The following is a 24,090-nucleotide window of genomic DNA, read 5'->3' as shown; positions in this document are numbered from 1 at the left end:
TCTACGGCTAATCATAAAACTTCCAAGATACACCAAATCTAAAGTTTGCATCGTTCATTGGATAACGGCGAACGGTATAGTAACCTTTCGGATAAAAGGACTGGTTGAAGAAATTATATGAAACAAATAGATTGACACGATCGATATTTCCGGTGAACCATAGGTCACCAATAGGATAGGTGGAGTAGTTAATCCCTACATTATCGTTGTAGAATTGACCTGAATTGATCGAATATGATGGCGATCTAAAAGGAGTATTAAACCGGACATCCATACCTAACCGGAAGTCCATGACATTGTACAATTTGTTGGTATAGTAGAAACTATGCCAGGTGTAGAACTCCGGAATGGCTAACACATCAGCGGCATCGCTTTTTTGATAAACAACCAGATTATCCAGGTGAAACCGTCTAAATCGGAAGTTTTGTCCCACGGATACTTTCAGAAGGTTGAGATTTCCGGTTTGGGCAGGCGTAATTTGACGCAATAAACTCTCATCATTATCTGGATTATCTACTTCTTTAAAGTATAGGTACTTGTCCATCAGAAAATATTCCGCCTTCCCGGAGAATCCAATCTTCTTATTTGAATAGGCGAACGATAGATTTTGTGTTTTTGTCTTATCCCAAGCATAACTCCATTGGTGATAAGTATAGTTGATACGATCAAAGATCATCTCTGGCGACTTATTTTGAGAATAGGCTCCAATATTAATCTTACCCGCATTCTCACTTAAAAATACGTCGGCATTGGCCTCGTAAAGATAGTCGCCAGCATTCTGTCCGACTACGATCTGATTGACCGTAGCCCTTAGATCAACCCGATCACTGAACTTATATCCTAAGGTTCCCTTGACCATACTATTCTGGTAAAAATCAGAAGTGAGACTATCCTTATACCAAATAAGGTCATTCTGAAATGCTAGATCAAGCTTTGCTTCATTTTTGAAAACTCCTTTGCCCCGCAAATAAAAGCTGTAAGTAAACTCATTCGTAATGGTCGTAATACTAGTTGTATCGTCAACCAGCTTAACGTCGGCTAATGGAAAAGCTCCTTGCAAATCTTCTTCATTTTTAAAGAAGACAAACTTGCGCTGCCTAATAGAACTGTTATGCGCAACACTATTCGTTGGGTGAATTTCCATATCGGGGGTTCCAGCATACAGGGTATCTAAGCGTCCGATAAAATACGATTGTCTTATGAAGAGTCCGTTATCTTTCCACTTATTGTAGGGACGATTGGCATTTGTTCCGGTTAGTCGGGTGGCATATCCCATATTCGATGTACTCGTCGTATCCTTGAAGACATCGTTACCGTATATAGTCCCAGCGTCGTCTACCACCGAACCATTTTCTGGTGAATTCAGATTATTGAAAGTTGCATTGAGTAAAAGGTTATACCTGCTATCCTTGGACTCATACCAAGAAAATACAGCCGCTTTTCGATCGTTATATTCCTGATTATTGTAATACCCATCGGTATTGGTTGCATAATACTCTGCACCAATGTTTAAACGAGGATTTATATTTTGCGCCAACCTTACCCGAAACACCTGATCGTCAAAAAAGAATCCTACGGTATACAATTCTGAAAAACGGGCCCGTGCCCGGAAATACTGAATAGAATCCGAATGGAGGGCATACCGCTCTAATGCGTGAAAACCTGGCTGAAAACCGATAGTCTTATTGGGATTGAAAAGGAGATCTCTTGTCGCCAACCCGTAGGAACCGAGATTAATGGAGGGATTCCAAGGGAGGTTCTGTTTATTATAATATTGGAAATTGACGTGAGAGGTATCCAGTTGAACAGTACGTGTAGACTGTTTCATTATGTTCAAGGTGGTATAACGCACATACTTTGCAGTGAACACCACCGAATCCTTCTTGTTATCTTCTTCTGCTCTTGCAGAATCTAAAGCGCTGCTAAACTCTTCCTCGACCTGTGCATTCACATAGGCTATACCTGTCATAAAAAAAACGAAAAGAAGGAAGAGTCGCTGTACGTATCTGTTCATCAATACCTATTGTTCTAAATGTTACGCCAAAAATAAGGCTAAAAATTGCATTTATTGCAATGCTATTAATTCTTTTAGAATCTTCGTCATCTTTGGCTCGGCCTCTGTGGCCACATCGACAATTTCCTGGAGCGATACAGGTTTTAGATCGGCATGGAATCCCTCGTCGGTAATCACCGAGATCGCAAATACAGGAAGCCCCATGTGATTGGCGACAATAACCTCCGGAACGGTACTCATACCGACAATATCACCTCCTATAATGCGCATGTAGCGATACTCTGCACGAGTCTCTAAATTTGGGCCAGGAGCAGAAACATACACTACTTTATGCGCACGGAACTTTAGTTCACTGGCGATTTCCAGCGCTTGATGTACCATTTGTCTATTATAGGGTTGACTCATATCCGGAAATCTTGGACCGAAATCGTCGTCGTTTGCTCCACGAAGGGGATTATCAGGCAAAAGACTGATATGATCGTCTATAATACCTATATCTCCCTTTAATATACTTGGATTTAAAGAACCTGATGCATTGGACACAAAGAGTTTTTGTATTCCCAAGGCTTTCATAACACGTACGGGGAAGGTAATTTCTTGCATATTATACCCTTCATAGTAGTGTAAACGCCCCTGCATGGCCACAACCTTGCGACCATTCAATGTTCCAAAGATCAATTTTCCAGAGTGAAACTCTACCGTCGAAATCGGAAAATTGGGAATATTGGCATACATCATTTGATGACTTACCTCGATTTCGTTGACAAGTTTACCCAGTCCTGTTCCCAGGATTATGCCAAATTCAGGTTGAAAGTCGCCTATTTTTCTACGTATGACATCTACGGCTTCTGCTATGAGTTGATACATGGGATGATATAATCTGTTTATTCAAACTTAGGTTATTTTTTGCTATCGCACAAATTACACATAACGCCCGATTTAGACTTTAACAAAGATTAACCGATTATTTATAACACAAAAGCCTATCGTAATCTGATAGGCTTTTGTTAAGACGTGGGAAATACTGGGTTCGAACCAGTGACCCCTACCTTGTCGAGGTAGTGCTCTAAACCAGCTGAGCTAATTTCCCTAAGGACTCTTTGCGAGCGACACAAAGATACATTTTTTGCAGATTTGAGCAAGAAAAATCGCGCAATATTTAACTGGATTTCGATGCTCGTCCAACCTTTCCCTGTGAGGTTGCCCCCAATAGCAAGAATGTTGTCAACCCGTTATAGACAATTAGTTCAAAACCTATACGATAGCCCGTGTGCGGAATAATGTAATAGGTATTTAAGAGATACCAAATAACCGGTGAGAGTATGCAGAAATAAGGCACCAAATTATCGTTTGCTTTATAACGCGTCAATATTCCAAAGGAGAAAAGCCCTAACAATGGACCATAAGTATAACTGGCCGCTGTAAAAATAGCAGTAACAACAGAATCATCGTTCAATAAACGAAAAACCAAAATGACCGCCAACATCAATACACTAAATACAAAATGTACAACATTGCGCTGCTTCACAAGGGAGGGATGGTTTGGGTTTTCCTTTTTATTAAAATTTAGAAAATCTACACAATAGGACGTTGTAAGAGCCGTCAACGCTGAATCTGTTGTCGCAAACGTAGCTGCTGTTAATCCCATCATGAAGATGACTCCAGCAGATACCGATAAATAATTTAATGCAATTTCCGGATACAGGTAATCTCGGGTAAGCAAACCACTGATATCAATACCTTTATCTGCCACATAGATATAAAGAAGTGCACCAACAGCCAAGAAGAAAAGATTAATAACAACAAAGACTCCGGTAAAGGTTAACATATTTTTTTGTGCTTCTCCAATAGTTCTCATACTGAGATTTTTCTGCATCAGATCTTGATCCAATCCAGTCATGGCAATGGTTGCAAAAGCTCCTCCAATGACGTGTTTCCAGAAATGGTTTTTATCACCTAAGAGATTCTCCCATACCATGATCTGGGAATACGAACTCTCTTTTACTTTTTCAAAAGCCTCCATTACCGACAAGCCTAGCCCATCCGCCATAAAATAAATCGAGAGCAACACCGCCAATAGTAAACAGAACGTCTGCAATGTATCGGTAATGATAATAGTCTTAAGCCCTCCTTTATTCGTATAGAGCCATATTAGTACCAAACAGCCCGCTACGGTAACGCCAAAAGGAATACTCCAGGCATCGAATATAAATTTCTGTAAAATGATCGCCACCAGGTAAAGACGAAATGCAGATCCAACGGTCCGAGAAACCAAAAATATCATGGCCCCCGTCTTGTAACTCTTATACCCCAATCGCTCTTCCAAATACGTATAAATGGACGTTAAATTCATACGATAATAGAGTGGAAGCAGCACATAGGCAATAACAATAAAACCTAAGGCATTTCCCAACACGAATTGAAAGTAGCTAAAATTAGAGGCGCCAACGGCTCCAGGTACAGAAATAAATGTTACCCCCGACAGCGCGGTACCAATCATCCCAAAGGCAACCATGTACCATTTGGAGTTTTTGTTAGCAACAAAAAAAGTTGAATTATCTGCTGTATTACGGGATGTAAAATAAGAAACCGTCAGAAGCAGACCAAAATACACGAAAAGAAAGGTCAGAAGGATAAAAGGAGACATGTTTAAGTTTTAATGTTGATTAGTTGTTAGCAAATAGTAGCCGCTCTATTTCAGCGCATGGCTATTCTCGATAGCTTTACGCACACTCCCGTAGCGTTCCAATAAGGTGGTAGCAGTTTCTTCGTCCAGCTTTGTTTCATCCATAATCATTCGCACCCCTCGAGCAACAAGCTTAATATTGGACAATTGCATATCCACCATTTTATTTCCTTTTACACGCCCTAATTGTATCATAACGGAAGTACTCAGCATATTCAACACGAGTTTTTGCGCTGTTCCTGACTTTAATCGAGTAGAGCCTGTGACAAATTCAGGACCTACAACCACTTCTACAGGATATTGTGCAACTTGGGCAATAGGCGAACCATCATTACAAACGATACATCCCGTTATCAAGCCTTCTTCGTTTGCACGTTGAAGTCCGCCGATCACATAAGGTGTCGTACCTGAGGCCGCAATACCGATAACCACATCATCTTTACTCATTCCGTATTCCTTCATATCTTTCCAAGCCTGCGCAGTATCGTCTTCCGCAAACTCGACAGCCTTGCGTATCGCTTTATCTCCCCCTGCAATCAAACCAATAACCCAATCGAAAGGTACACCAAATGTAGGTGGACATTCGGAAGCATCCAATATACCTAACCGACCACTTGTTCCGGCTCCAATGTAAAATAGCCTCCCCCCCTTCTTCATACTATCCACCGTGACTTGTACTAGTTTTTCCAATTGAGGTATAGCTTTCTCCACCGCAAAAGGTACAGTTTTATCTTCGTTATTCATGTTTGTTAGCAATTCTGCAACAGACATCTTATCTAAGTCCTGATAATTCGACTCCTTTTCCGTAACTCTATTCATATCACTAATAAAAACTTCTATTCTACAAATATGCAAATTTACGCATAAAACATGCATAAAAACGCATTATTTTTTTGTTTCGATTCTTTTTCCTGCCGTGAGTTATAACAAACCTGCTAACCAACGCTTGCCATACAGTTCTTTAGGCTCTCGCGGAGCCTTTCTTCTGATAATCAACGTCAAACATAGATAATTTTATATGGATTTGTAAGGACAGTTAAAAAAAAAGATGATATGCGATCTGATGCAGAATATACTGTTATCCCTTATCTGATCGGCAAATCCCACTTTCCAATAAAAATGGAATGAATACAATTCAATCTAACACTTTATTTGCTACTTTCATAAGCTACTTTCATGAGCGAATTTGCCCCTCTTGCATCTTGACTATACTCCCAAAACATAACCCCATTACCACTTTGTTTCGCCAATTCAACTTTATCTTTTATCGTGTTTATTCCATTGTAGTAGTACGCTGTATTGTTGAACAAAAATTGATCTTCTGTAGGAACGGCACCGTTATCAAGCAAACTTGAGAATGTCATCGAATTATTATTGGCACTTTTTCCATATAAAGGCAACCCCAATACAGCTTTTTCTCTAGGCAAGTTCTTATCTGTCAACCAGGTTTCCAAAACCCGATTAGCCATAACCAATGTAGCATGATGATCTGGACTATCTGGATCAATACCAATACCATCGTATGCCATTAGATTCACAAAATCCATAGCTTCCAGTGCGCCATTAGTAATCCCCTCTTTGATCGGCCCTGCATACAAACCCGCTGTCACAGCTACACTCAAATACTTATGCCAAGAATGGAGCTCGGCAGACAATTCACTGGCAAAAAGCTCAAAGGTTACATCACTACCATAGTTTGCCCGCGGATACTCCCAATCCAGATCAATTCCATCTAAGTCGTACCTGACAGCAAAATCTACTAAGTTCTTCACCAACAAACTTCTCGTTTGTTGATTTGCTGCAATCGTCCTAAACATAGTCTCATTTCCTTGTATAGAAAATGCCGTTTTTACACCATGTTCTTTCGCAAGTTTATTCAACGCCTCAAAGTTGGTGTGGCTTGTTAATGTTTGCAACGAACCGTCTTCCTTTGGTGTCAAAAATGCAAAATGCAGATGGGTGATATAATCCAGCTTTACGGTATCAAAAGACGAGATTGAATTCGTATGATAACAATAGGCTATACGTTTAAAGTTGTCGTCAGCAATGTATTCCCCATCGGGCTTTTGCACTTCTGAAGCTCCATAGCCTTCCGGAACCCAGACGACTTCTTTATTACAAGAGCTCAATATAAAAAGCGATACAACCGCATAAATCATGCTCTTACTTATATTCATATATGCTAATAAATTATTCATTTGTTTTGATTTTATTGATCATTTTTTCTCACACAATTGATACGCTGTTTAATTCGTGCGCTAGCAACTAAAAAACTTCATTTGTTATAACATTGGAATGGTCCAAAATCCATCAGTGACCATAGACCATTCCAATAACGATCATCGTTTTACCTGATCAATTGCCAATCCGTAAGGGGCATACCCTTTGACCAAGAAGCTAGGCACTTCTGAACCATCCAGCTTGTATCTCTTGATTCCTGAATTACTTGCAGAACTACCTAAAGTTGGCGGATTACCACTTCCATTAATATCTGTATTTGATCGATAGCCATAATAAAGATAACCCTCACCATTTTCGTCTACATCAATATCGAGATTAGTAATATAGATATATTCTCCCGCCGCTCCTTGATTACTATACGCTCCCGTTCCGATAAGCATCGTCGAACCATTATCAATGGCCACGATGTTCGATCCATCAAGATTCGCCCGATACAATCCTTCGGTACGTCCAGCATCAGCTCGATTTGTCGCAAAATAGATCTGGCTGTTTACTTGATCGACAACGAATGCCCGTATTGCGTGAGACTGTATAGCTGTAGAGAATTTACTAATATAGTTACCATCCAGGCCATACTTATAGATTCCCTTTCCTGTAGTTCCTGCATAGGACACCCAGATTTCATTCCCGACTTCCTTAATGTCTGATGCGAAATAGGTACTCACTCCCTCTCCGGCAATAGTAGCATTGATATTAAATTTAATCGATGGATAAGCTGCCTCCGAAGACCCCGCATTGAGAACCCGGACACCCCAGTTTCTACAGGTCCACCAGATATTACCGTTCTTATCTACAGTATGCATCCATGGATCATCGCGGTAATCCAAGGCAGAAGCGACCGGCTTTGTAATCAAATTCTCACCTGTTCCGTCCAAATTATAAGATTTCAATGCACCGTCTGCAATAGCTGCATCACCCGAAGAAAAACGAGTTCCGAAGCCCGTCTCTGAAAGATAGAGTTTACTTCCTTTTACAGACAAACCAAATGCATTATAACCGGTCGTTATACCAACCGACTCTACCTCACTCTGCGTATTTGTAGTCAACTTATATTTGTAGACTCTGCGCGTGAAAGCATCCGTGAAGTAAATAGTTTTGGCCAATTCCCCTTGCACAAGGACTATTGTCTCCGTTGTTAGTGTTTCTTCACCATCGTTAACTGTAAGCGTAACCAACTGCGGACCTTCGACGGTAAATGTCACTTTTGGATTTGCCTCAGTAGACTTCCCAGAGGCACCAAAATCCCAATCGTAGGTAACCTGTTTACCCGGAAATTTGAACACCTGCGCGGAGAACGTCACTTCCAGAAAAACACCGATATTCTCCGGTACTAAGATCGCTGGTTGCTGCTTCTGAACAACAAGTTTTTTTGTTGTTTCCTTCTGCTCACCATCCTTCCAGGTCGTTAATTTCACCTCATATTCTCCGGGCAGCTCATAAAACAGCGTATCCGGAACCATCTTGTCGGTATTTCCTGTTTCAATGGTATCTCCCATAGCCGTGATGGTTTTCGCATCTGAAAACTCCCAAAGGAACCTATCTGCATTCTTAGAACGATTAGTTAAAAAAACCTTTCCTGGCGCATAAATCTGCCCTGTTGGAAAATCAAAATTGGAGATATATTCTCCTTGTTGCCCTATGGAGGTAATCTCTTGTTTAGCGCAACCAAAAAGAAACATCATACTTGCTACAATAGCGTATAAATATTTAAAGTCTTTCATCATCTTAAATATTATTCTCAAATACTCGTGGTGTGGTTGTTGTAACAGTACCTGTTGGTGTAACTGCATCCACTTGAATGGTTATAGTGTATGTACCTTTTTTACCTACAGATTTTACAGCCGTCAACAAGGTGTTTACATGTAGATTTTCCTTTAAATTGTTTATACCCAATTGCGTCAACGCATAGGCACCAGCATTTGTAAAATGTGTACTTGGCGCATCGGGAAACAGTAGAAGATAATCTTCACGATTTATGGCATAAGCCAAAATACTTTTCAGTACTTCAAATTCACTAACAGAAAGTGTTGAAAGAAGGGAAGTATTGCTTGGATATCGTCCATCCAGTCTCTTTAATTCATAATTTCGACGGACAACATAGTTATTGGATGCTGTTACCCAATAACTATCCAATTCATCTCGCTCAACAACATTCCATACCGATTTATTTTTGATGGTGTCATTCAACACAAGTGTGGAAAACGTGACACCACTAACCTCCTGGTCCTTTGTTTGGATAGTACTTCCATTTTCTAAGCTCACGAGGATACCAAAGGACTCCACGATTGTTTCCTGAAATTCTATTTTTTCTATCTTATCATCTCGTTGCCAAGAGGATGCTGTAACAATAACAGTATCGCCGATAAGAGGCTTCGTATTGTTGAAGCTGACGCTCAATTGCGCAGAAAATTCACCGTTGGTTTCACCGAGTTCAGTAATCGGATCGTTTTTATCACAGCTATTCAACAATAAAAGTGTACCAACCGATGCTATATAATATTTTATCTTTTTCATAAGGATTCTAGCGATTTGTCAATGTTGATTTGCTTGCCCACCAAAGCGGTGTAAAAACCCAATCTCTTGCATTAGCGCCTAAGCGTTCGATTTCCTTCGGATTATAGATGTACTCGGTTTGAGGATCGTATACAAATCGCTCAATATATCGCCCACCCCATTCTGCCAACGCAAAACGTGGATAATACAAGTCTGGATAGGCATGTGTCCCATAAGCATATCGACGAATATCGACCCAACTTTCGCCTTGCAAATACAACGCGATCCATTTTTGCATCATAATATCCGAAATCTGCAAGGCCTGAGGATCTTGCACAATTTTTGATGAACCTAGAAAATTGATCACTTGTCCTCCGTCGACTCCCAAGCGCTTTAAATTTTCTTCAATCCCTTGCCTATATGCCGCCAATGCTCCCGATCTATCGTTTAAATAAAACAGGGCTTCTGCCTTAATAAAGTATAACTCTTCTTTGATCAAATAAGGATAAGCCGAGGAGTCTGCAGTCCAATATCCATTATAGAGATTTGCAAAATCCTGATAAACGACTCCAGAGGGAAGAGCTAGATCACGAAGTCCTTCCGACATTTTCGCTCCTAGATATTTTCCATTTGTTCCTGGTGTAGTCAATTTATAAAGTCTCGGATCGTATTGGCCCGCCTCAGCATTAATCGTTAACGCTTTCATCAATACGTCTGTAGGCAAGCTGTTTAAAAGATCATTACGGATATCCGCAAATTGCCACTCGGGATTGGCTCGACTTTCTCCCCAAAGGTTTTTCTCCCAGTTGGACGTTGACGAAGCTGGATACCTAAAAATAGCATCTTCGAAACCGGAGATAGCGCGATTTACAACAGTCAAAAGATCTGAATAACCATTGGTAAAATTAGCTGTGTGTAACTTTAGTCGTGATCTTATAGCATCTGCAAAGGCTATCCATTTATTATAATCCCCCCGATACAATAGATCTGCTGATGCATTCATCGTCCGTGCCGCCTCACGCACATTCCTCAATTCTTCTACCCCTTCATCTAAAAGCTTTTCAACTCCGGCATATATTTGTTCTTGGCTATCGTAAACGGGATTAAATGAGCCGTTATATGCCTCGTTGAACGGCATATCTCCAAACACATCTGTCGCTGAAAGATAGCTTAGCGCCAATAAAATTTTACCTACTCCAACGTAATTGTTATCTCCGTCTTCTAAAGCACGCACAAGCATACCCGCTGGCCCCGCAATATTCGACCCAACGTCAAAATAATGCCAACGCCAGGCTCCCATTCGCGTAATACTGTTATAATTCCACGTATCGGTCTGCGCATTTGAGTTCCCCAGACGTGTCGTAACATAATAACTATGGTATGAAGCAAATCGGGCTTGCGAATACAACGAATACGCTAAATTGGCTTGTATAGCTGGCAATCGCTGATTAGACGGTACAGTCACAGGTTGTACGGGGTTGTAATTTAGATCCAGATCGTGGCAAGACAACAACGTAATGCACGTGACAACGAAATATAGAATTCTACATGTATTTTTCATAATCTTATAATCCTATGTTTAAACCAAAAGAGAAAGATCGTGGTAATGGTATCGCACCATTATCAACCCCCATTGAACTAGCTCCAGATCCTCCTGCATTCGGTCCAGCACTATTCACCTCTGGGTCTCCTCCAGAATAGTTCGTAAACACAAAAGGGTTCTGTGCAGAAAATTCAAGCCCTAATCGCTTAACACCTAATAGTTCACTTATCTGCTTTGAAAATGTGTACCCTAGGGTGATATAGCGTACACGCGCCCAATTAACCTTCTCCACGAAATTGGTTCCCACCTGATAGTAGTTATTTGCAAAAAAATTATAATTGAGAACGACGGGTTGTTCATTTTTCACATAGGAACCATCCTCTTGTGCAACAACGCCGTTAAAGACAAACTCCTTATCCCGCCATTCACCAACATCATAGCCCGTACCGACAGACATCATACGCTGACGGGAGGCATTGAGAATATCACCGCCGAATCGAAAATCCCACATAAAGGAAAGATCAAATCCTTTATAACGGAACTTATTTAACCATCCGATATTAAATTCAGGCTCTCTATTGCCAATATCTCTTTCAATGCCATCAATCAACGGATAACCTTGATTATCCACGATCACATAGCCTTCCTCGGTTCTTTGATAATCAGTACCGACGATCCCCAGCACATGTTTATCTAAAGTAGTGGCGGCAGATCCTGCCGTTAGTTGTGCATTCGTATATTTAAAAGTCACGATATCACCCGCAAAGGCTAGCATTTTAGACGTATTTTTCCACGCATTGACAGTCGTACTCCATGTGAAAATGTTATTTCTCCAAGGAACCATGTTAATCGACGCTTCGTAACCTCTATTTTGTAACGACCCTGCATTAAAAGTCATAATCACATAACCTGATGGCAAGGGCACGCGAGGCGTCATGATCATATCAATACTTTTCCGTTCATAGTACGTCAAATCGATATTCAATCGCTTATTTAGAAAATTCAGCTCGGTACCGATTTCAAATTCTTGTGTTTTTTCAGGCCTTAAATCAGGATTGCCTCCTGTAGAACTAACCACAAAGCCGCCTCCTGTTGTTAACGTATTGACTAGATTTGTATTGGTGCGGTATATAGGCGCATCTTTACCGACTTTTGCATAACTTACTCTTAACTTACCATACCAAGCCTCTGGGTCGATCAACTCACTGAAGGTGAAACTCCCCGAATAGGATGGAGAGTAGAACTGACGGTTCTGGGGAGAAAGCGTAGACGTCCAGTCATTTCGTCCGGTGACGGCAAAGGAAAGCATATTTTTATACTCAACACGAAAGTCGCCATATACCGCATAGCGTTGTCGACGAGTCAAGAGATCGGTTAGCAGCACATTGTTTCTATCGATCACATTGGGGGAGTAGATATCTGGAACAAGGAAATTTTCACCAATATAGGATAATCCATCAGACTCATAATAATCGCTGTTTCCTCCTAAGATTAAGGAGACATTGAAATCGTTTAAGAAGGTATGCTGTAAAGTTGCGTTAAAAATAGACGTGACATATTTCGAAGCACTGTTTGATTCGGAAATACGTCCCTCGAAATTTGCTCCTGGTGTTCCCGGAGCGGTTACAGTACGATACTTGGAAGCAGTATAGTCCTGTCCTAAACGATAAGAAAGTGTCAGCCAATTCAAGGGCTTGTAATCCACATTAGCATTCACAATAAAGCGATCTACATTATTGTTCCTTGGATTACGCATAACACCCCACATTGGCGAAATCCGCGCATCACGCCCGTCATCTTCCGGCTCTATATACGAGTACCACGGCTCGCCATTAGGACGCTCATACTGTAAAATATCATAACGTAAGGGGTAGGTCAATATGCTATTGATCCATCCGCCTGTACTACCTCCATTCAAACCCTCCTGGATATTATTCTGAACGTAATTTGCCGATGCTGTTGCGCTGATCTTATCGCTCAGCTTGGCCGTGCCTTTCATGAGAAAATTGATCTTATCCTGATGTGTATTAGGAATCATAGAGCCTGCTTTCCGATAGCCCCCAGACATGTAATATTGCAGGTTTTCAGAACCTCCATTGATGTTTAAATTCACATCATTCGTCATTGCGGTTTGAAAAAAACGCTCAACATTATTGTAAATTTTTTCGTCGTATCGAAACTTACGCCCCCAGGAAGATCCTGACGATTCATCGTATGTCCCACCAGTTCCTGTCGTATAAATTGTTTGCTGACGTGGCAAACGCCCCATCGTCTCCACAAAACCTCTATAAGTACCTGCAATCTGCATAACTCCTGCTTTCCCCCGTTTGGTTGTGATGATTATTGCCCCTGAAGCCGCATCAATTCCATACAAAGCTGCCGCTGCTGCGCCTTTTAAAATAGAGATATCTTCAATGTCTTCTGGATTAATATCTGCGACCCGATTGACGGTTCCATTCGAAGAGGCATTATTCACGCGGATTCCATCTACAATCATAAGCGGTTGATTATCGCCTGTAAGCGTTGTTGATCCGCGAAGAATTATTTCAGTCGGTAGACCTGGCGAACCTCCAGAAGAAGAAATTTGAGCCCCAGCTATTTGTCCCTGTAACGCGTTAATGATATTGCCCTGGTTTGAGGCCCGCAAGTCATCCCCGGAAACACTTTGAACGGAATAGGTTAAATTCTTTTTACTCCGCTCGATCCCGAATGCAGTTACCACAACCTCTTCGAGTGCTGAATCATCGCGGATAAGTACAAGTGAAAGTTCTTGATGCTCAACTTTCACATCTTGTGTTAAGTAGCCGACAAATGAGACTCGCAAAATATCACCCACCTTGGCTTGGAGAGAAAACTTTCCTTCGACATCAGAAACTGTAGATATCGTCGTTCCAACAATCGAAATTGTCGCTCCTGCAACTTTTCCGTCCGCATTGGAAACAACACCTTGAATCACCGTCTGCATGGCATCCATTGAGTAGACCTCCGCCCCTTGCGACCTAACACGCGCAAGCTCTCCATTATTCGTTACCCAGGAAGAATACGCAGGAAAAAAGCAGCCCAAAGCAATGGGAAAGAATAAGTATTTGTGCATTCTTAATTTAGTTAGTTTAGAAAAACTGATTAAACTATAATCAGGCTAGTTAATTGCGTTTTTAAACGTAAAAAAAAATGTACGCGCTAAAACATGCACTAATATAGTTAATAAATGTTAAAATCAAAATTTTAATGCATTTTTTTTCCGACTGATTCATAAACCAAAAAAAACACGCATGAAAGCGTGTTTTTTTGAATCTAAACAACTTTATTCAAAATCTGGATATAGCAGATATTTCTTGCGCATTTTTTTATATGCGTCAAGCTCTTTTTTCCAGCTATCTCTAATCTCTTGCTCCGATTTGCCTGCTATAATCTGAAGTCGCAAGGCATCCGTTCCCGCGAGTTTATCGAAAAATTCTGGACGGGTAAAAAACTTACTTTTATCGGGCATTTTATGGTAGAAATCCAGCAAGTATTTTAACGTAAATTTTTGTTGATGTGCATCCAAAATACGTAGATCCAATCCATACATCGTCGCTCCTTTACCTTCTACATGCTTTGTCATGCCAGATTTCTCACCAGGAACGAACGTAAAATTCCCGTAAAGAGGATCTGTAAATCCCAGCACTTGAAAAGGCCAATCTGTACCACGTCCAATGGATATATCAGTAGCTTCAAATAGACATAATGAAGAATACAGACGGACAGACAAATAGTTTGGCAAGCTCGGCGAGGGGATAACAGGCAATTCGTACATCGTCTTGTGATCCCAGCGCTGAATCGGAACAACAGTCAGTGCACACTGACGACCTTCGCTTAACCAATTTTCGCCATTGATCATCTTCGCAAGCTCACCGATTGTTACCCCATGAACCATCGCAATCTTATGATAGGATACGTTAGACTGGAATTTATCATCGGTTCTTACCGGACCGTCCACCTGATCGCCACATGGATTTGGACGATCAAGCACAATCAGCTCCTTGTTATGCTTTGCACAGAGCTCCATCACGCGATGTAGAGATGTAATATAGGTATAAAAACGAGCACCCACGTCCTGAAGATCGAAAATCATAACATCAATAGACTGCACAATTGAATCTTGCTTTTCGTTCCCTCCATACAGTGTGAATAGAGGTAAGCCCGTTTTGGCATCAACCTCATTACTCACTTTCTCTCCACGTTCTACTTCGCCACGAAAACCATGCTCGGGAACGAAAGCAAATTTTAGATTTACTTTTTCTCTAAGGAGTACATCGACAAGATGGTCTTTATTTTCGCCAACAATAGACGTTTGATTTCCCATAAGCCCTACCTTCTTTCCTTCTAATAAAGGGAGATAAATAGCTAATTGATCCGCTCCAGGAATGATGGTCGCGCTATTTCTGACAGTATCAGCTTCTCGTTCGATAGTAGCAGCTGGCTTGTTGCTGCTGACGGTATTGCAAGAAACCGCAACGACGCTGTATACAAAGGTAAAAAGAAAGCCTATGGTCTTTTTCATATTTATGCGTTTTTAATGGTACAACAAACATAAACAAGAAAATTGAAATATAAAAAAATCCCGAGATTGCATCTCGGGATTTTTTTATATTTCACCTTATTCCGCAGTATCCCACCAAATACGTTTAGCCGTATAAGTTGCAGAAGTGGCATCAGGATCTGCCGCTAATACTTTTTCTTGATTATAAGAATTTCCATACACCGTTATATTAAATCGGCGCGGCCACATATTATTCGAAGGAAAAGCAATAGTATACACATTTCCTGGTCGATTTAGCCCTTTATAAATACCAGATGATTCATTATATTGCCCAGAGCTATCCGTACAATATTCCATTCTTCTAACATCATTAAATAACTCAGGAGAGTAGGAAAGAGAAATATACTTCTGAATCATAATCTGACTAAGAGTTAACTCAGCGGCATCACTAACAACAGAGGTACTTGCTAGATAGTCTGCCGGATCCAGCCCCAAGTGATTGAAATGAGCCTCTATTCCAGCTCGATAGGCCTCCAAAGCTTTTACCTTCTCTCCTTGCTTAAAATAAACTTCCGCCTTAATAAAATTCATTTCAGAATTTGTAAGCAAAAGCCCCTTACTTCCACGTTGGGTATACCATGTCCCCGTTGATGTCGCCGTTGAACGAAGACCAGCATAACTGGCATTACCTGCCGCAACACCTGCTGTTGTTAAATTTGGGATATCAACTCCAGTAGTAACACTTTTAGTTCCATCGGAGGCAATAATATATGGCACCAAAATCCCAAGCCTTGGATCAACAGAATCATTATTACCCGTTGGGGCCCCTAAATATGTTCCAGACAAATAATCGATATACAATTTCGACACGCGGGTTGCACTATTGTTTGTATACTGTAGCGCCTGTGTAGCAGTAAATCCTGAAATTTCCTCGTCTTGATATTGATAAACAGCACTCTCTGCAACACTTGAAGGAGCCTGTTCCAAAGCCGTAAGTATTGCAGATGGATCATACTGATCCGTCTTTGACAAGTGATTTAACATCCTTGCTTTAATACCGTTCGCTAATTTAATCCAGTTTTCCGTATTTCCACCATAAAGAACATCGCCCACAGACAGTTCAGGAGCCCCCGTTGACTGCTGTTGCCTTAATAAGGTAACGGCTTCATCCAACATAGGCAGCAGAGCATTGTATACATCTGCTCCTTGATCGTATCTAGGACTCATAATATCATCTTGAAATGCCTCTTGATAGGGAACAATCCCGTAAAGATCCGCTAAAGTACTAAATCCCCACACCCATATTATTTTACCCACAGCAGCATAATGATTTGCACCAACCACCTCTGCGGCATCTATCATATAGGGTATATTTACAGCACAATAGACATACCAAGACTGATAGGGCCAATTAACTGACGCGTTAGTAATTTGCCAAGACTGCAGATAATAATTATTACTTGTAGTACCCGTAGCCGCTAGCTGTCCAGATATCAATGCAGCTCTTGTTCCTGCACTTTCATACCCATCAACAAACTGCGACAAGATCGCTGGCAATCTTATTTCCACAGAGGCATCTGTCGCTGTAGGATTATTAGGATCGTCATTTACATCAAGCCATTTTTCACAAGAAGATATAACAAGTGTAAACAAGACGGACAGAATCGATAGAATTTTTTTCATGTTATTAGAATTTTAAATTAACACCAAAAGTGACACTTCTCGTGTTAGGTACACCAGCATAATCAATACCGACAGAACCAGACCCAACAACACCTGCACCTGCAGCGCTCGTTTCAGGATCCATTCCTGAATAATTAGTAAACAGCAATAAATTTGTTGCATTTAAGCTTAAAGACGCTCCTTTAATATACTTAGACTGCTCCAATAAATGCTTTGAAAAATCATATGAGAGATTTACAGAACGCAAACGCACCCAATTTACATTCTCAATAAAGTTCGTAGTTTGCTGACTGTAATATTGCTGATAATATTTTTGATCCGCCACGATTTCTCTTGTTATTTTTTCATATTCACCTGTTGAAGGATTCAATCCTACTCCCGATAAAGAAATGGTCTCACCACGCTTAGCTGTTTGGCCACTCAAACCATAATAAGTCAACAGATATTCAGTCCCATTTAATACATCTCCTCCCTTTCGGAAATCTACTAAAAACGATAAATTCCAATTTTTAAAGCTAAAACTGTTATTTAAACCACCAATAAAATCAGGTTCGCGGTTACCAACCTGCTTTAACGTTGTGTTTACTGTAGGCAAACCTGTGCTCCAGTTTAAAATATAGTTGCCTATATCATCTGTTACCCACGTCCGCCCACTAATTGCCATAAAATCTCCATTCTCAAAAGAAGCCGCCTGTCCGCCAGCAACTTGTACATCTGTTACATACAAAATGGATATATCACCAGGTAAATCTTTCACTTTACCTGTGTTATGCGAAAAATTCAAAGATAAATCCCATGAGAATTTCTCCTTCTTAACAGGCGTCGTATTTAACGTCATTTCCACCCCTCTGTTCTGAAGAGTACCCGCATTGACATACTTCAAGATCCCTCCTGTGGCATTGTCTACTCTAGGGGATAGAATTTGATCAACAGATTTATTATCGTAGTAAGTAAACTCCATGCCAAATTTGTTGTTGAATAATTTTAAATCCGCACCTAATTCAAAAGACTGCGTCTTTTCGGGAATCAAAACACCATTTCCCAACGTGTATTGATTAATAACACCTCCTCCTATAGTATTCAATGGTGTCCCCAAATAAGTTTTTGTTCTATAAGCAGGAGCATCTTTACCAACGGATGCCCATGACGAGCGAATCTTTCCGTAGGAAATTATATTATTTTTTTCAAAAAGCTCGGTAAAGATTAAACTTCCGCTAAAAGATGGATACATAAAAGATTGATTCTCCTTCGGCAAAGTCGATGACCAGTCATTTCTTAGCGTAGCACCTAAGTATACAAAATCCTTGTAACCAACTTTAAAGTCACCGTAAACACCCATCCTCCGAATCCGAGTTACATTATCATAAGAAAATTTATCGACATCTGCAGCATTATTGAACGAGTAAAAATTTGGAACTAAAAAATTTTGAGCTTTCGTAGCTGTAGCTTTCGCATAGCTATCCTCGGTTGCACCACCTAGAAGAAAATTAAAATCCCAATCATCAGCTACCACTTTGTGAAAATTAAGCAATAAATTGTGCGTTAAAAAATTGTACTGTCTAATATTTTGGGAAATCATCCCCTTCTGATATGCTTCAATTACAGAAGATCCTGCCGATATTTTGGAGTTATATGTAGAAGTATAATTATCCAACCCCATTCTATATGTAGCCTCTAGCCAATTTGTTAATTTAGCTTGTGTATAAAAAGTACCTAAAAACCGATTAGTCCTGTCCATTTGCGGATTCTTGTAAATAGTCCAATAAGGATTATCCGTGTTGTCTTCCAAAGGAAGTGCTGGAAAAAGCAAATTCTGACTACCATCCGCCTTCTCCCAATCCTTCATATTTTGATTACGAGGCCATGCTATTATAGACTCCATGTAACCATTCCCCCCGGAACCGTAAAGCCCAGTTCCGGTTAAAGTTTTTGTTGTATTACTATTACTGAAACTACCATTTGCACCAAATGTAAAAATCCCTAATTTTTGTTCCGCATTTAAACGAAAATTGGTTCGATCATAATCTGTTGTAGGCACGATTCCTGTTTGCTTTATGTTTCCTCCAGACAAGTAGAAATTACCCTTTGCATTTCCTCCCGTAACATTAAAGTTATTGTCGTATGTGACGCCCGTTTTGAAAAAATCTTCTAAATTGTTATAAATAGTTTCACCTTCTTCAAACTCCTCCCCCCAAGAGTAGTATGTTTCGTCAGTATAGTTTCCATCCAGATTCGATCCTTGTTTGTAAATCCCCTGCTGTTCCGGCAACTTATTAACGGTATTAATACCAAATCGTGAACTTACCCCAACAGATGTCACACCCTCTTTTCCTCGTCTTGTGGTAATCACAATAGCACCTGCTGCTGCACGAATTCCATATAAAGCTGCTGCTGTTGGCCCTTTCAAAACAGAAATAGACTCAATATCCTCAGGGTTTACATCCATCGCCCTATTACTATTGGTCGTCGCTATGTTAGTATTCCCGTCAAAAGCAGACATGTCACCCATTCCTGTAGAATTATCCATAGGCATACCATCAATTACGAATAAAGGTTGATTGTCCCGTTCTAATGAAGTCCCCCCTCTTATAATAATGGATGCAGAAGCCCCTGGAGATCCTCCAGAATTAGTTATATTCAAACCCGCAATCTTGCCATTCAGGGAGTTAATCATGTTTGGGTTTTTATTTTTCATTAATTCGTCACCCTGTATATCTTGAACAGCATAGCCGAGACTTCTCTTCTCCCTTTTTATTCCAAGCGCGGTGACCACAACTTCATCTATCGCCGTATCATCTTTCTCCAACTGTACAGTAATCTGATTGGATGTCACCAATACGTCTTTTGGTTTATATCCGACCGCGGAGAAACGCAGCGTACTACCTGCTGAAGCATTTATTAAGAACTTCCCGACTTGATCCGTCTGCACGGTATTGGAAGTTCCCCCCACAGAAACTGTTACACCGGCGATAGGGCCATCGCCGTCACTGACCGTCCCGGAAATTTGATTTTGGACGACAACATTCTCTTTAGGAAAAATACGACGATTCTCAGCTGCTCTTGCAGACTTAGACCCAGCATAGCCATGCTGCATCGCACACCCTAAAGCCACTGTTAAAAGTAGAGCTTTGTTCATTTTTGTCTGTTTTTGGTTAATTCATAAAAGAAGGCTCAATGGCAGTCTTTTTACTACTATATGAAACAATAGTAGTGATTTTCCATCAAACACGCAACACATTGCATTATTTTTTTTATTTTAGAACCAAAAACAACCCAAAAAACCGCAAATAAAATATTTAAACGCACAAATACGCAAAAAAACTTATGTGATTTTTTAATTAAGAACTATAACAGCGTTTAACCCTAAATTAAGGCGCAATCTCCCCATAAAATCGCTGCCAGGATCGTCTTTATCGGTAAAATAATTGGGATCTACTTCTTTCCACCACTTCGTATCTTTAAAAGATTGATACTCGTTATGTCCAATAACATACTCTATTGGATATTTGCTCATCAAATACTTGATTAATGCTGTATTTGCATTTAATTGTGCTTCCGTCAACGGATAACGGGCCGATCCAATATTCTCAATCCCTATTGCACAATAGTTCAAACCGATAGTATGACGAGCAAAAGTCGTTTCAGGAAGTAATTGATAGATTGTACCGTCCCGACCAACAACAAACTGAGCAGAAACATTCAGCGAACTGGCTTTTTGAAGATTGGCTCTACCAGGCAATTCTACAGGATCAAATACACGTATGGTTTTGGTTACGGATAAGACATCAGTCCAATGCACGACAACTATCTGAGGGAGTATATCAACACTGTTGTTTTTTATACCATGCCTCTCTTGGAGATATTCAAGAGACAGGCGCTCACGCTTAGCATTCCAAGTTATTGGCCTTTGTACGATCGTCGGGCGGTCCTGTGCAAAGACTTGACCCGAGAGACTGAATTCAAACAAAAACAATAACAAACCTAAAACCCTAACCAGCATAAAAACAAAACTACCGAAAAATTTTCGGCAGTTCTGTAAATAATTAGTTATAAAAACGATGCTATAAAGCTTTCTTTGCTATATAATCGCTTTCATTACCTAAGCGGTCAATCGCACGGATAACGACTGCTTTCAACGGCTTTCCATCTTTTGTTTTTGGAAAACTTCTTTCCGATTGCTCTTTATCTAAGATCTCATATTCCCATGTATCACCGTACTGCGCATAAGCAACCCATAAGAATACCTGCTCTGGCTGTTTATGCAACCATTTTGCAAACACACTACTCGTTTGTTGCGTCAATAGGAGGCTAGGCGCCAACAAAGGATTTGATTTTAGCCAAGGCGATCGTGGTATTAGCGCCTTATGTGCATAAGGTCCCGACTTTAGGGCCTGTGTCATAGCCGGGCTTTTTGTTAATCCAGCTATACTCCAGTGTACAGCGCCGATACTCTCGGGCACGATTTTTCTTGTTTCCGCAATCTGATTGACAATCTCCTGAGGCTTGTTTCCCACACGAATTTCTACGGTATTTAGCCCTGGCCAAAGGTGACGCTGATGAACGTTTTCCGATTGCCACCAACGGAGTAGTGCTGTAAAACTTTGTCTTGTAGGCTGTATTGGCCAATATAATTGTGGTGTGAAATAATCTATCCAACCTTTATTCAGCCAAAGCTTTGCATCCGCATAGAGTTCATCATATTGCGATGACCCGGTGATACCAGCGGGGTAACCTGGCTTCCAAATACCAAAAGGACTTATTCCAAACTTCACATAATTTTTTTCTGTTTTTATTTCGCGATACACACGTTCGATAAACCTGTTCACATTGTCTCGGCGCCAATCGCCCCTAGACAAGGAACCGCCGGAGCGTTTGTAAGTCGACCACGATGCATCATCTGGAAAATCCGCCCCCCCATTGTACTCAGCATAGGGATAAAAATAGTCATCAAAATGAACCCCATCAATATCATACCGTTTCACAATATCTAGGACAACTTTGGCCGCATGATCTTGCGTTTTTGGATTTGCTGGATCAAACCAATACATGCCGTTACGCAAACGAACAACCAACTCCGGAGCCTCTCTTACCATGGAAGCATTAGTTACCGCACCACCACTCGAGTGATGCGCCCGATAGGGGTTTAACCAAACATGCAATTCTAAGCCACGCTTATGTGCTTCCTCAACCCAAAAAGAAAGTGGGTCATAAAATGGAGTCGGTCTTTTCCCCGTTTCTCCTGTCAAAAAATAAGACCAAGGTTCGTAAGGACTTTCATATAGCGCATCTGCGGATGGTCTCACTTGAAAAAGAACGGCGTTAAAGTTATTTTCTTTCAGAAAATCAAGCAGCTGAATGGCCTCACGCTTTTGCGATTCACTATTAAAGTTTCCTCTAGTCGGCCAATTGATATTCGCAACTGTGGCAACCCACGCCCCTCTAAATTCTCTAGAGATAAGGGGGAGATCCACACGTAAAGGCTCCTCAACAGGAGCTGGCTTTGTAGCCACAGGCTTAACCTGCGTAGTGGTAATCAATGGAACCGAAGCTGCTGACGCAGGGTCTGCCTGGGGAATCACATCTGTTTTTACAACCTCAACGATAGGGGATTTTAACTCTTTTGCAGCTTTTTTATTCTTACGTGATGCACAGGACATGAAAATCACAGAAAGAATAAAAAACAAAAAAGCCAAGTTCTTTATTGTTTTCAAACTCATAGGTTACAAAACTACACTTTTTCCTATATGGAATGAAATGTGGAAATACCGAATGTTTTCCTTGAAAAGCTAACAGCACTTAACCCCTTCAAAATAAACCGACTGCACATCAAAACCTTCGTTAAACACGAGAACATTCGCCTTAGACTTTTCATTTAGATTTCCTATATCCGAACGCTTGATCAATGCAGCAGGATAAGTTGTCGCCATCCTTATCGCTTCATCTATTGGTATACCACCTTGCCGAACACAATTTCGTATAGCCTGTAACATTGTTAATGCAGAGCCACTTAGTGTGCCATTGGGCAACGTGTAGTGATCGCCTTGGAAGACATGTTGATAAGGTTCTTGATCACAGGAGCCTACCGCATCGGTAATTAAAAACAGACGATTCCCAAGCAATGCTTTACTGGTTCTTAATGCCTGAAAATCCACATGTATTCCATCTGCAATAATCGACGCAAAAACATTATTTTGATAGAATGTGCCTCCTGGCAAGCCCGTATCTCTATGGTGAAAAGGCGACATCGCATTCCAGAGATGTGTTACGGCTTGGATTCCTTTTTCAAACCCTATTAAAGACTCCTGAAATGAGGCATCACTATGCCCTGCACTTAATAAAATCCCTTTTCTTAATAATAAGTCAAGACTTGCCTGATCTATCTTTTCGGGTGCAACAGTCATCATCTTCACTGCCCCAAGATCTCCAGCCAATAAATAGTTGATACAATCCGGCGACGGTGAAATAATCAATTCCTCGGGGTGGGCCCCTCTTTTTTTTGCATTCAGAAAAGGTCCTTCGAGATGTAATCCAAGAGCGACTCTTGGAGCAGCCTCTTGAAAAACAGCAATTGCTTCTTTGAAGATTTCTAGTGTATTTGTAGCCAGTGTCAGCATAAAAGAAGTGCATCCTTGGAAAAGAAGACTCTTCTCAATACGAGCTAGCGCTTCCACGCTTCGGTCTGCAGAAAACACATCTGTCCCCGTCCCGTAAATTTGCAAATCTATGAGCCCTGGACAGATGTTCGCCTGTTGGACATCATTTAACACATAGTCGACAGGAACTTCCGATACAACCGTGATCCCTTCGATCTTGCCTGAATTGAGAAGCAATGCATAGTCTGTATAGTACATATCTCCATTATATATCTTTCCGTTGACCAATACGATTTTTGTTGTATCCATAAGGTT

Annotated in this window: 15 protein-coding genes and 1 tRNA gene; all 16 read right to left on the bottom strand. The window is 40.7% G+C overall.

Features of this window, described 5'->3' with window-relative positions; all coding sequences use genetic code 11:
• Window positions 1-7: 7 nt before the first annotated feature.
• Window positions 8-2,014, bottom strand: coding sequence for a putative porin (locus ACSZOX_RS11840; RefSeq protein ID WP_437920190.1), 2,007 nt, complete (start codon window positions 2,012-2,014; stop codon window positions 8-10).
• Window positions 2,015-2,065: 51 nt separating this feature from the next.
• Window positions 2,066-2,881 carry a purine-nucleoside phosphorylase gene (locus ACSZOX_RS11835; protein WP_437920189.1) on the bottom strand — a complete coding sequence of 272 codons (816 nt, stop codon included), beginning with the start codon at window positions 2,879-2,881 and terminating at the stop codon, window positions 2,066-2,068.
• A 148-nt stretch (window positions 2,882-3,029) separates the two neighbouring features.
• Window positions 3,030-3,104, bottom strand: a tRNA-Val gene (locus tag ACSZOX_RS11830).
• Window positions 3,105-3,173: 69 nt separating this feature from the next.
• Entirely contained in the window at window positions 3,174-4,661 is a 1,488-nt protein-coding gene (locus tag ACSZOX_RS11825) for a sodium:solute symporter (protein ID WP_437920188.1), read from the bottom strand.
• Window positions 4,662-4,706: 45 nt separating this feature from the next.
• Window positions 4,707-5,519 carry an N-acetylmuramic acid 6-phosphate etherase gene (gene murQ, locus ACSZOX_RS11820; protein ID WP_437920187.1) on the bottom strand — a complete coding sequence of 271 codons (813 nt, stop codon included), beginning with the start codon at window positions 5,517-5,519 and terminating at the stop codon, window positions 4,707-4,709.
• 329 nt (window positions 5,520-5,848) lie between these two features.
• Window positions 5,849-6,898, bottom strand: a complete 1,050-nt coding sequence (locus tag ACSZOX_RS11815) for a glycosyl hydrolase family 18 protein (protein WP_437920186.1) — start codon at window positions 6,896-6,898, stop codon at window positions 5,849-5,851.
• A 141-nt stretch (window positions 6,899-7,039) separates the two neighbouring features.
• Complete coding sequence (locus tag ACSZOX_RS11810) at window positions 7,040-8,665, bottom strand: PKD domain-containing protein (RefSeq protein ID WP_437920185.1); 1,626 nt, start codon at window positions 8,663-8,665, stop codon at window positions 7,040-7,042.
• Between the two features lies 1 nt (window position 8,666).
• On the bottom strand, window positions 8,667-9,455 hold the full coding sequence (locus ACSZOX_RS11805; RefSeq protein ID WP_437920184.1) for a hypothetical protein: 789 nt from the start codon (window positions 9,453-9,455) through the stop codon (window positions 8,667-8,669).
• Window positions 9,456-9,462: 7 nt separating this feature from the next.
• A complete protein-coding gene (locus ACSZOX_RS11800; RefSeq protein ID WP_437920183.1) occupies window positions 9,463-10,995 on the bottom strand; it encodes a SusD/RagB family nutrient-binding outer membrane lipoprotein in 1,533 nt (510 codons plus the stop codon).
• A 4-nt stretch (window positions 10,996-10,999) separates the two neighbouring features.
• Window positions 11,000-14,071, bottom strand: a complete 3,072-nt coding sequence (locus ACSZOX_RS11795) for a SusC/RagA family TonB-linked outer membrane protein (RefSeq protein WP_437920182.1) — start codon at window positions 14,069-14,071, stop codon at window positions 11,000-11,002.
• A 210-nt stretch (window positions 14,072-14,281) separates the two neighbouring features.
• Window positions 14,282-15,520 (bottom strand): exo-beta-N-acetylmuramidase NamZ family protein, encoded by a 1,239-nt coding sequence (locus ACSZOX_RS11790; RefSeq protein ID WP_437920181.1) that lies wholly within the window; start codon window positions 15,518-15,520, stop codon window positions 14,282-14,284.
• 96 nt (window positions 15,521-15,616) lie between these two features.
• A complete protein-coding gene (locus tag ACSZOX_RS11785) occupies window positions 15,617-17,182 on the bottom strand; it encodes a SusD/RagB family nutrient-binding outer membrane lipoprotein (RefSeq protein WP_437920180.1) in 1,566 nt (521 codons plus the stop codon).
• A gap of 4 nt (window positions 17,183-17,186) precedes the next feature.
• Window positions 17,187-20,318, bottom strand: a complete 3,132-nt coding sequence (locus ACSZOX_RS11780; protein WP_437920179.1) for a SusC/RagA family TonB-linked outer membrane protein — start codon at window positions 20,316-20,318, stop codon at window positions 17,187-17,189.
• A 198-nt stretch (window positions 20,319-20,516) separates the two neighbouring features.
• Window positions 20,517-21,161: an N-acetylmuramoyl-L-alanine amidase gene (locus tag ACSZOX_RS11775; RefSeq protein WP_437920177.1), complete on the bottom strand. Its 645-nt coding sequence runs from the start codon at window positions 21,159-21,161 to the stop codon at window positions 20,517-20,519.
• A gap of 82 nt (window positions 21,162-21,243) precedes the next feature.
• The gene (locus ACSZOX_RS11770) at window positions 21,244-22,899 is read right to left on the bottom strand and encodes a glycoside hydrolase family 10 protein (protein ID WP_437920176.1); all 1,656 of its coding nucleotides are present in this window, start codon (window positions 22,897-22,899) and stop codon (window positions 21,244-21,246) included.
• A gap of 69 nt (window positions 22,900-22,968) precedes the next feature.
• Window positions 22,969-24,084 (bottom strand): N-acetylglucosamine-6-phosphate deacetylase, encoded by a 1,116-nt coding sequence (nagA, locus tag ACSZOX_RS11765; RefSeq protein ID WP_437920175.1) that lies wholly within the window; start codon window positions 24,082-24,084, stop codon window positions 22,969-22,971.
• Window positions 24,085-24,090: the final 6 nt, after the last annotated feature.

The sequence above is a fragment of the Sphingobacterium sp. LRF_L2 genome (assembly GCF_965644235.1).
Taxonomy (GTDB): domain Bacteria; phylum Bacteroidota; class Bacteroidia; order Sphingobacteriales; family Sphingobacteriaceae; genus Sphingobacterium.
This window is presented reverse-complemented; position numbering and strand designations above follow the sequence as displayed.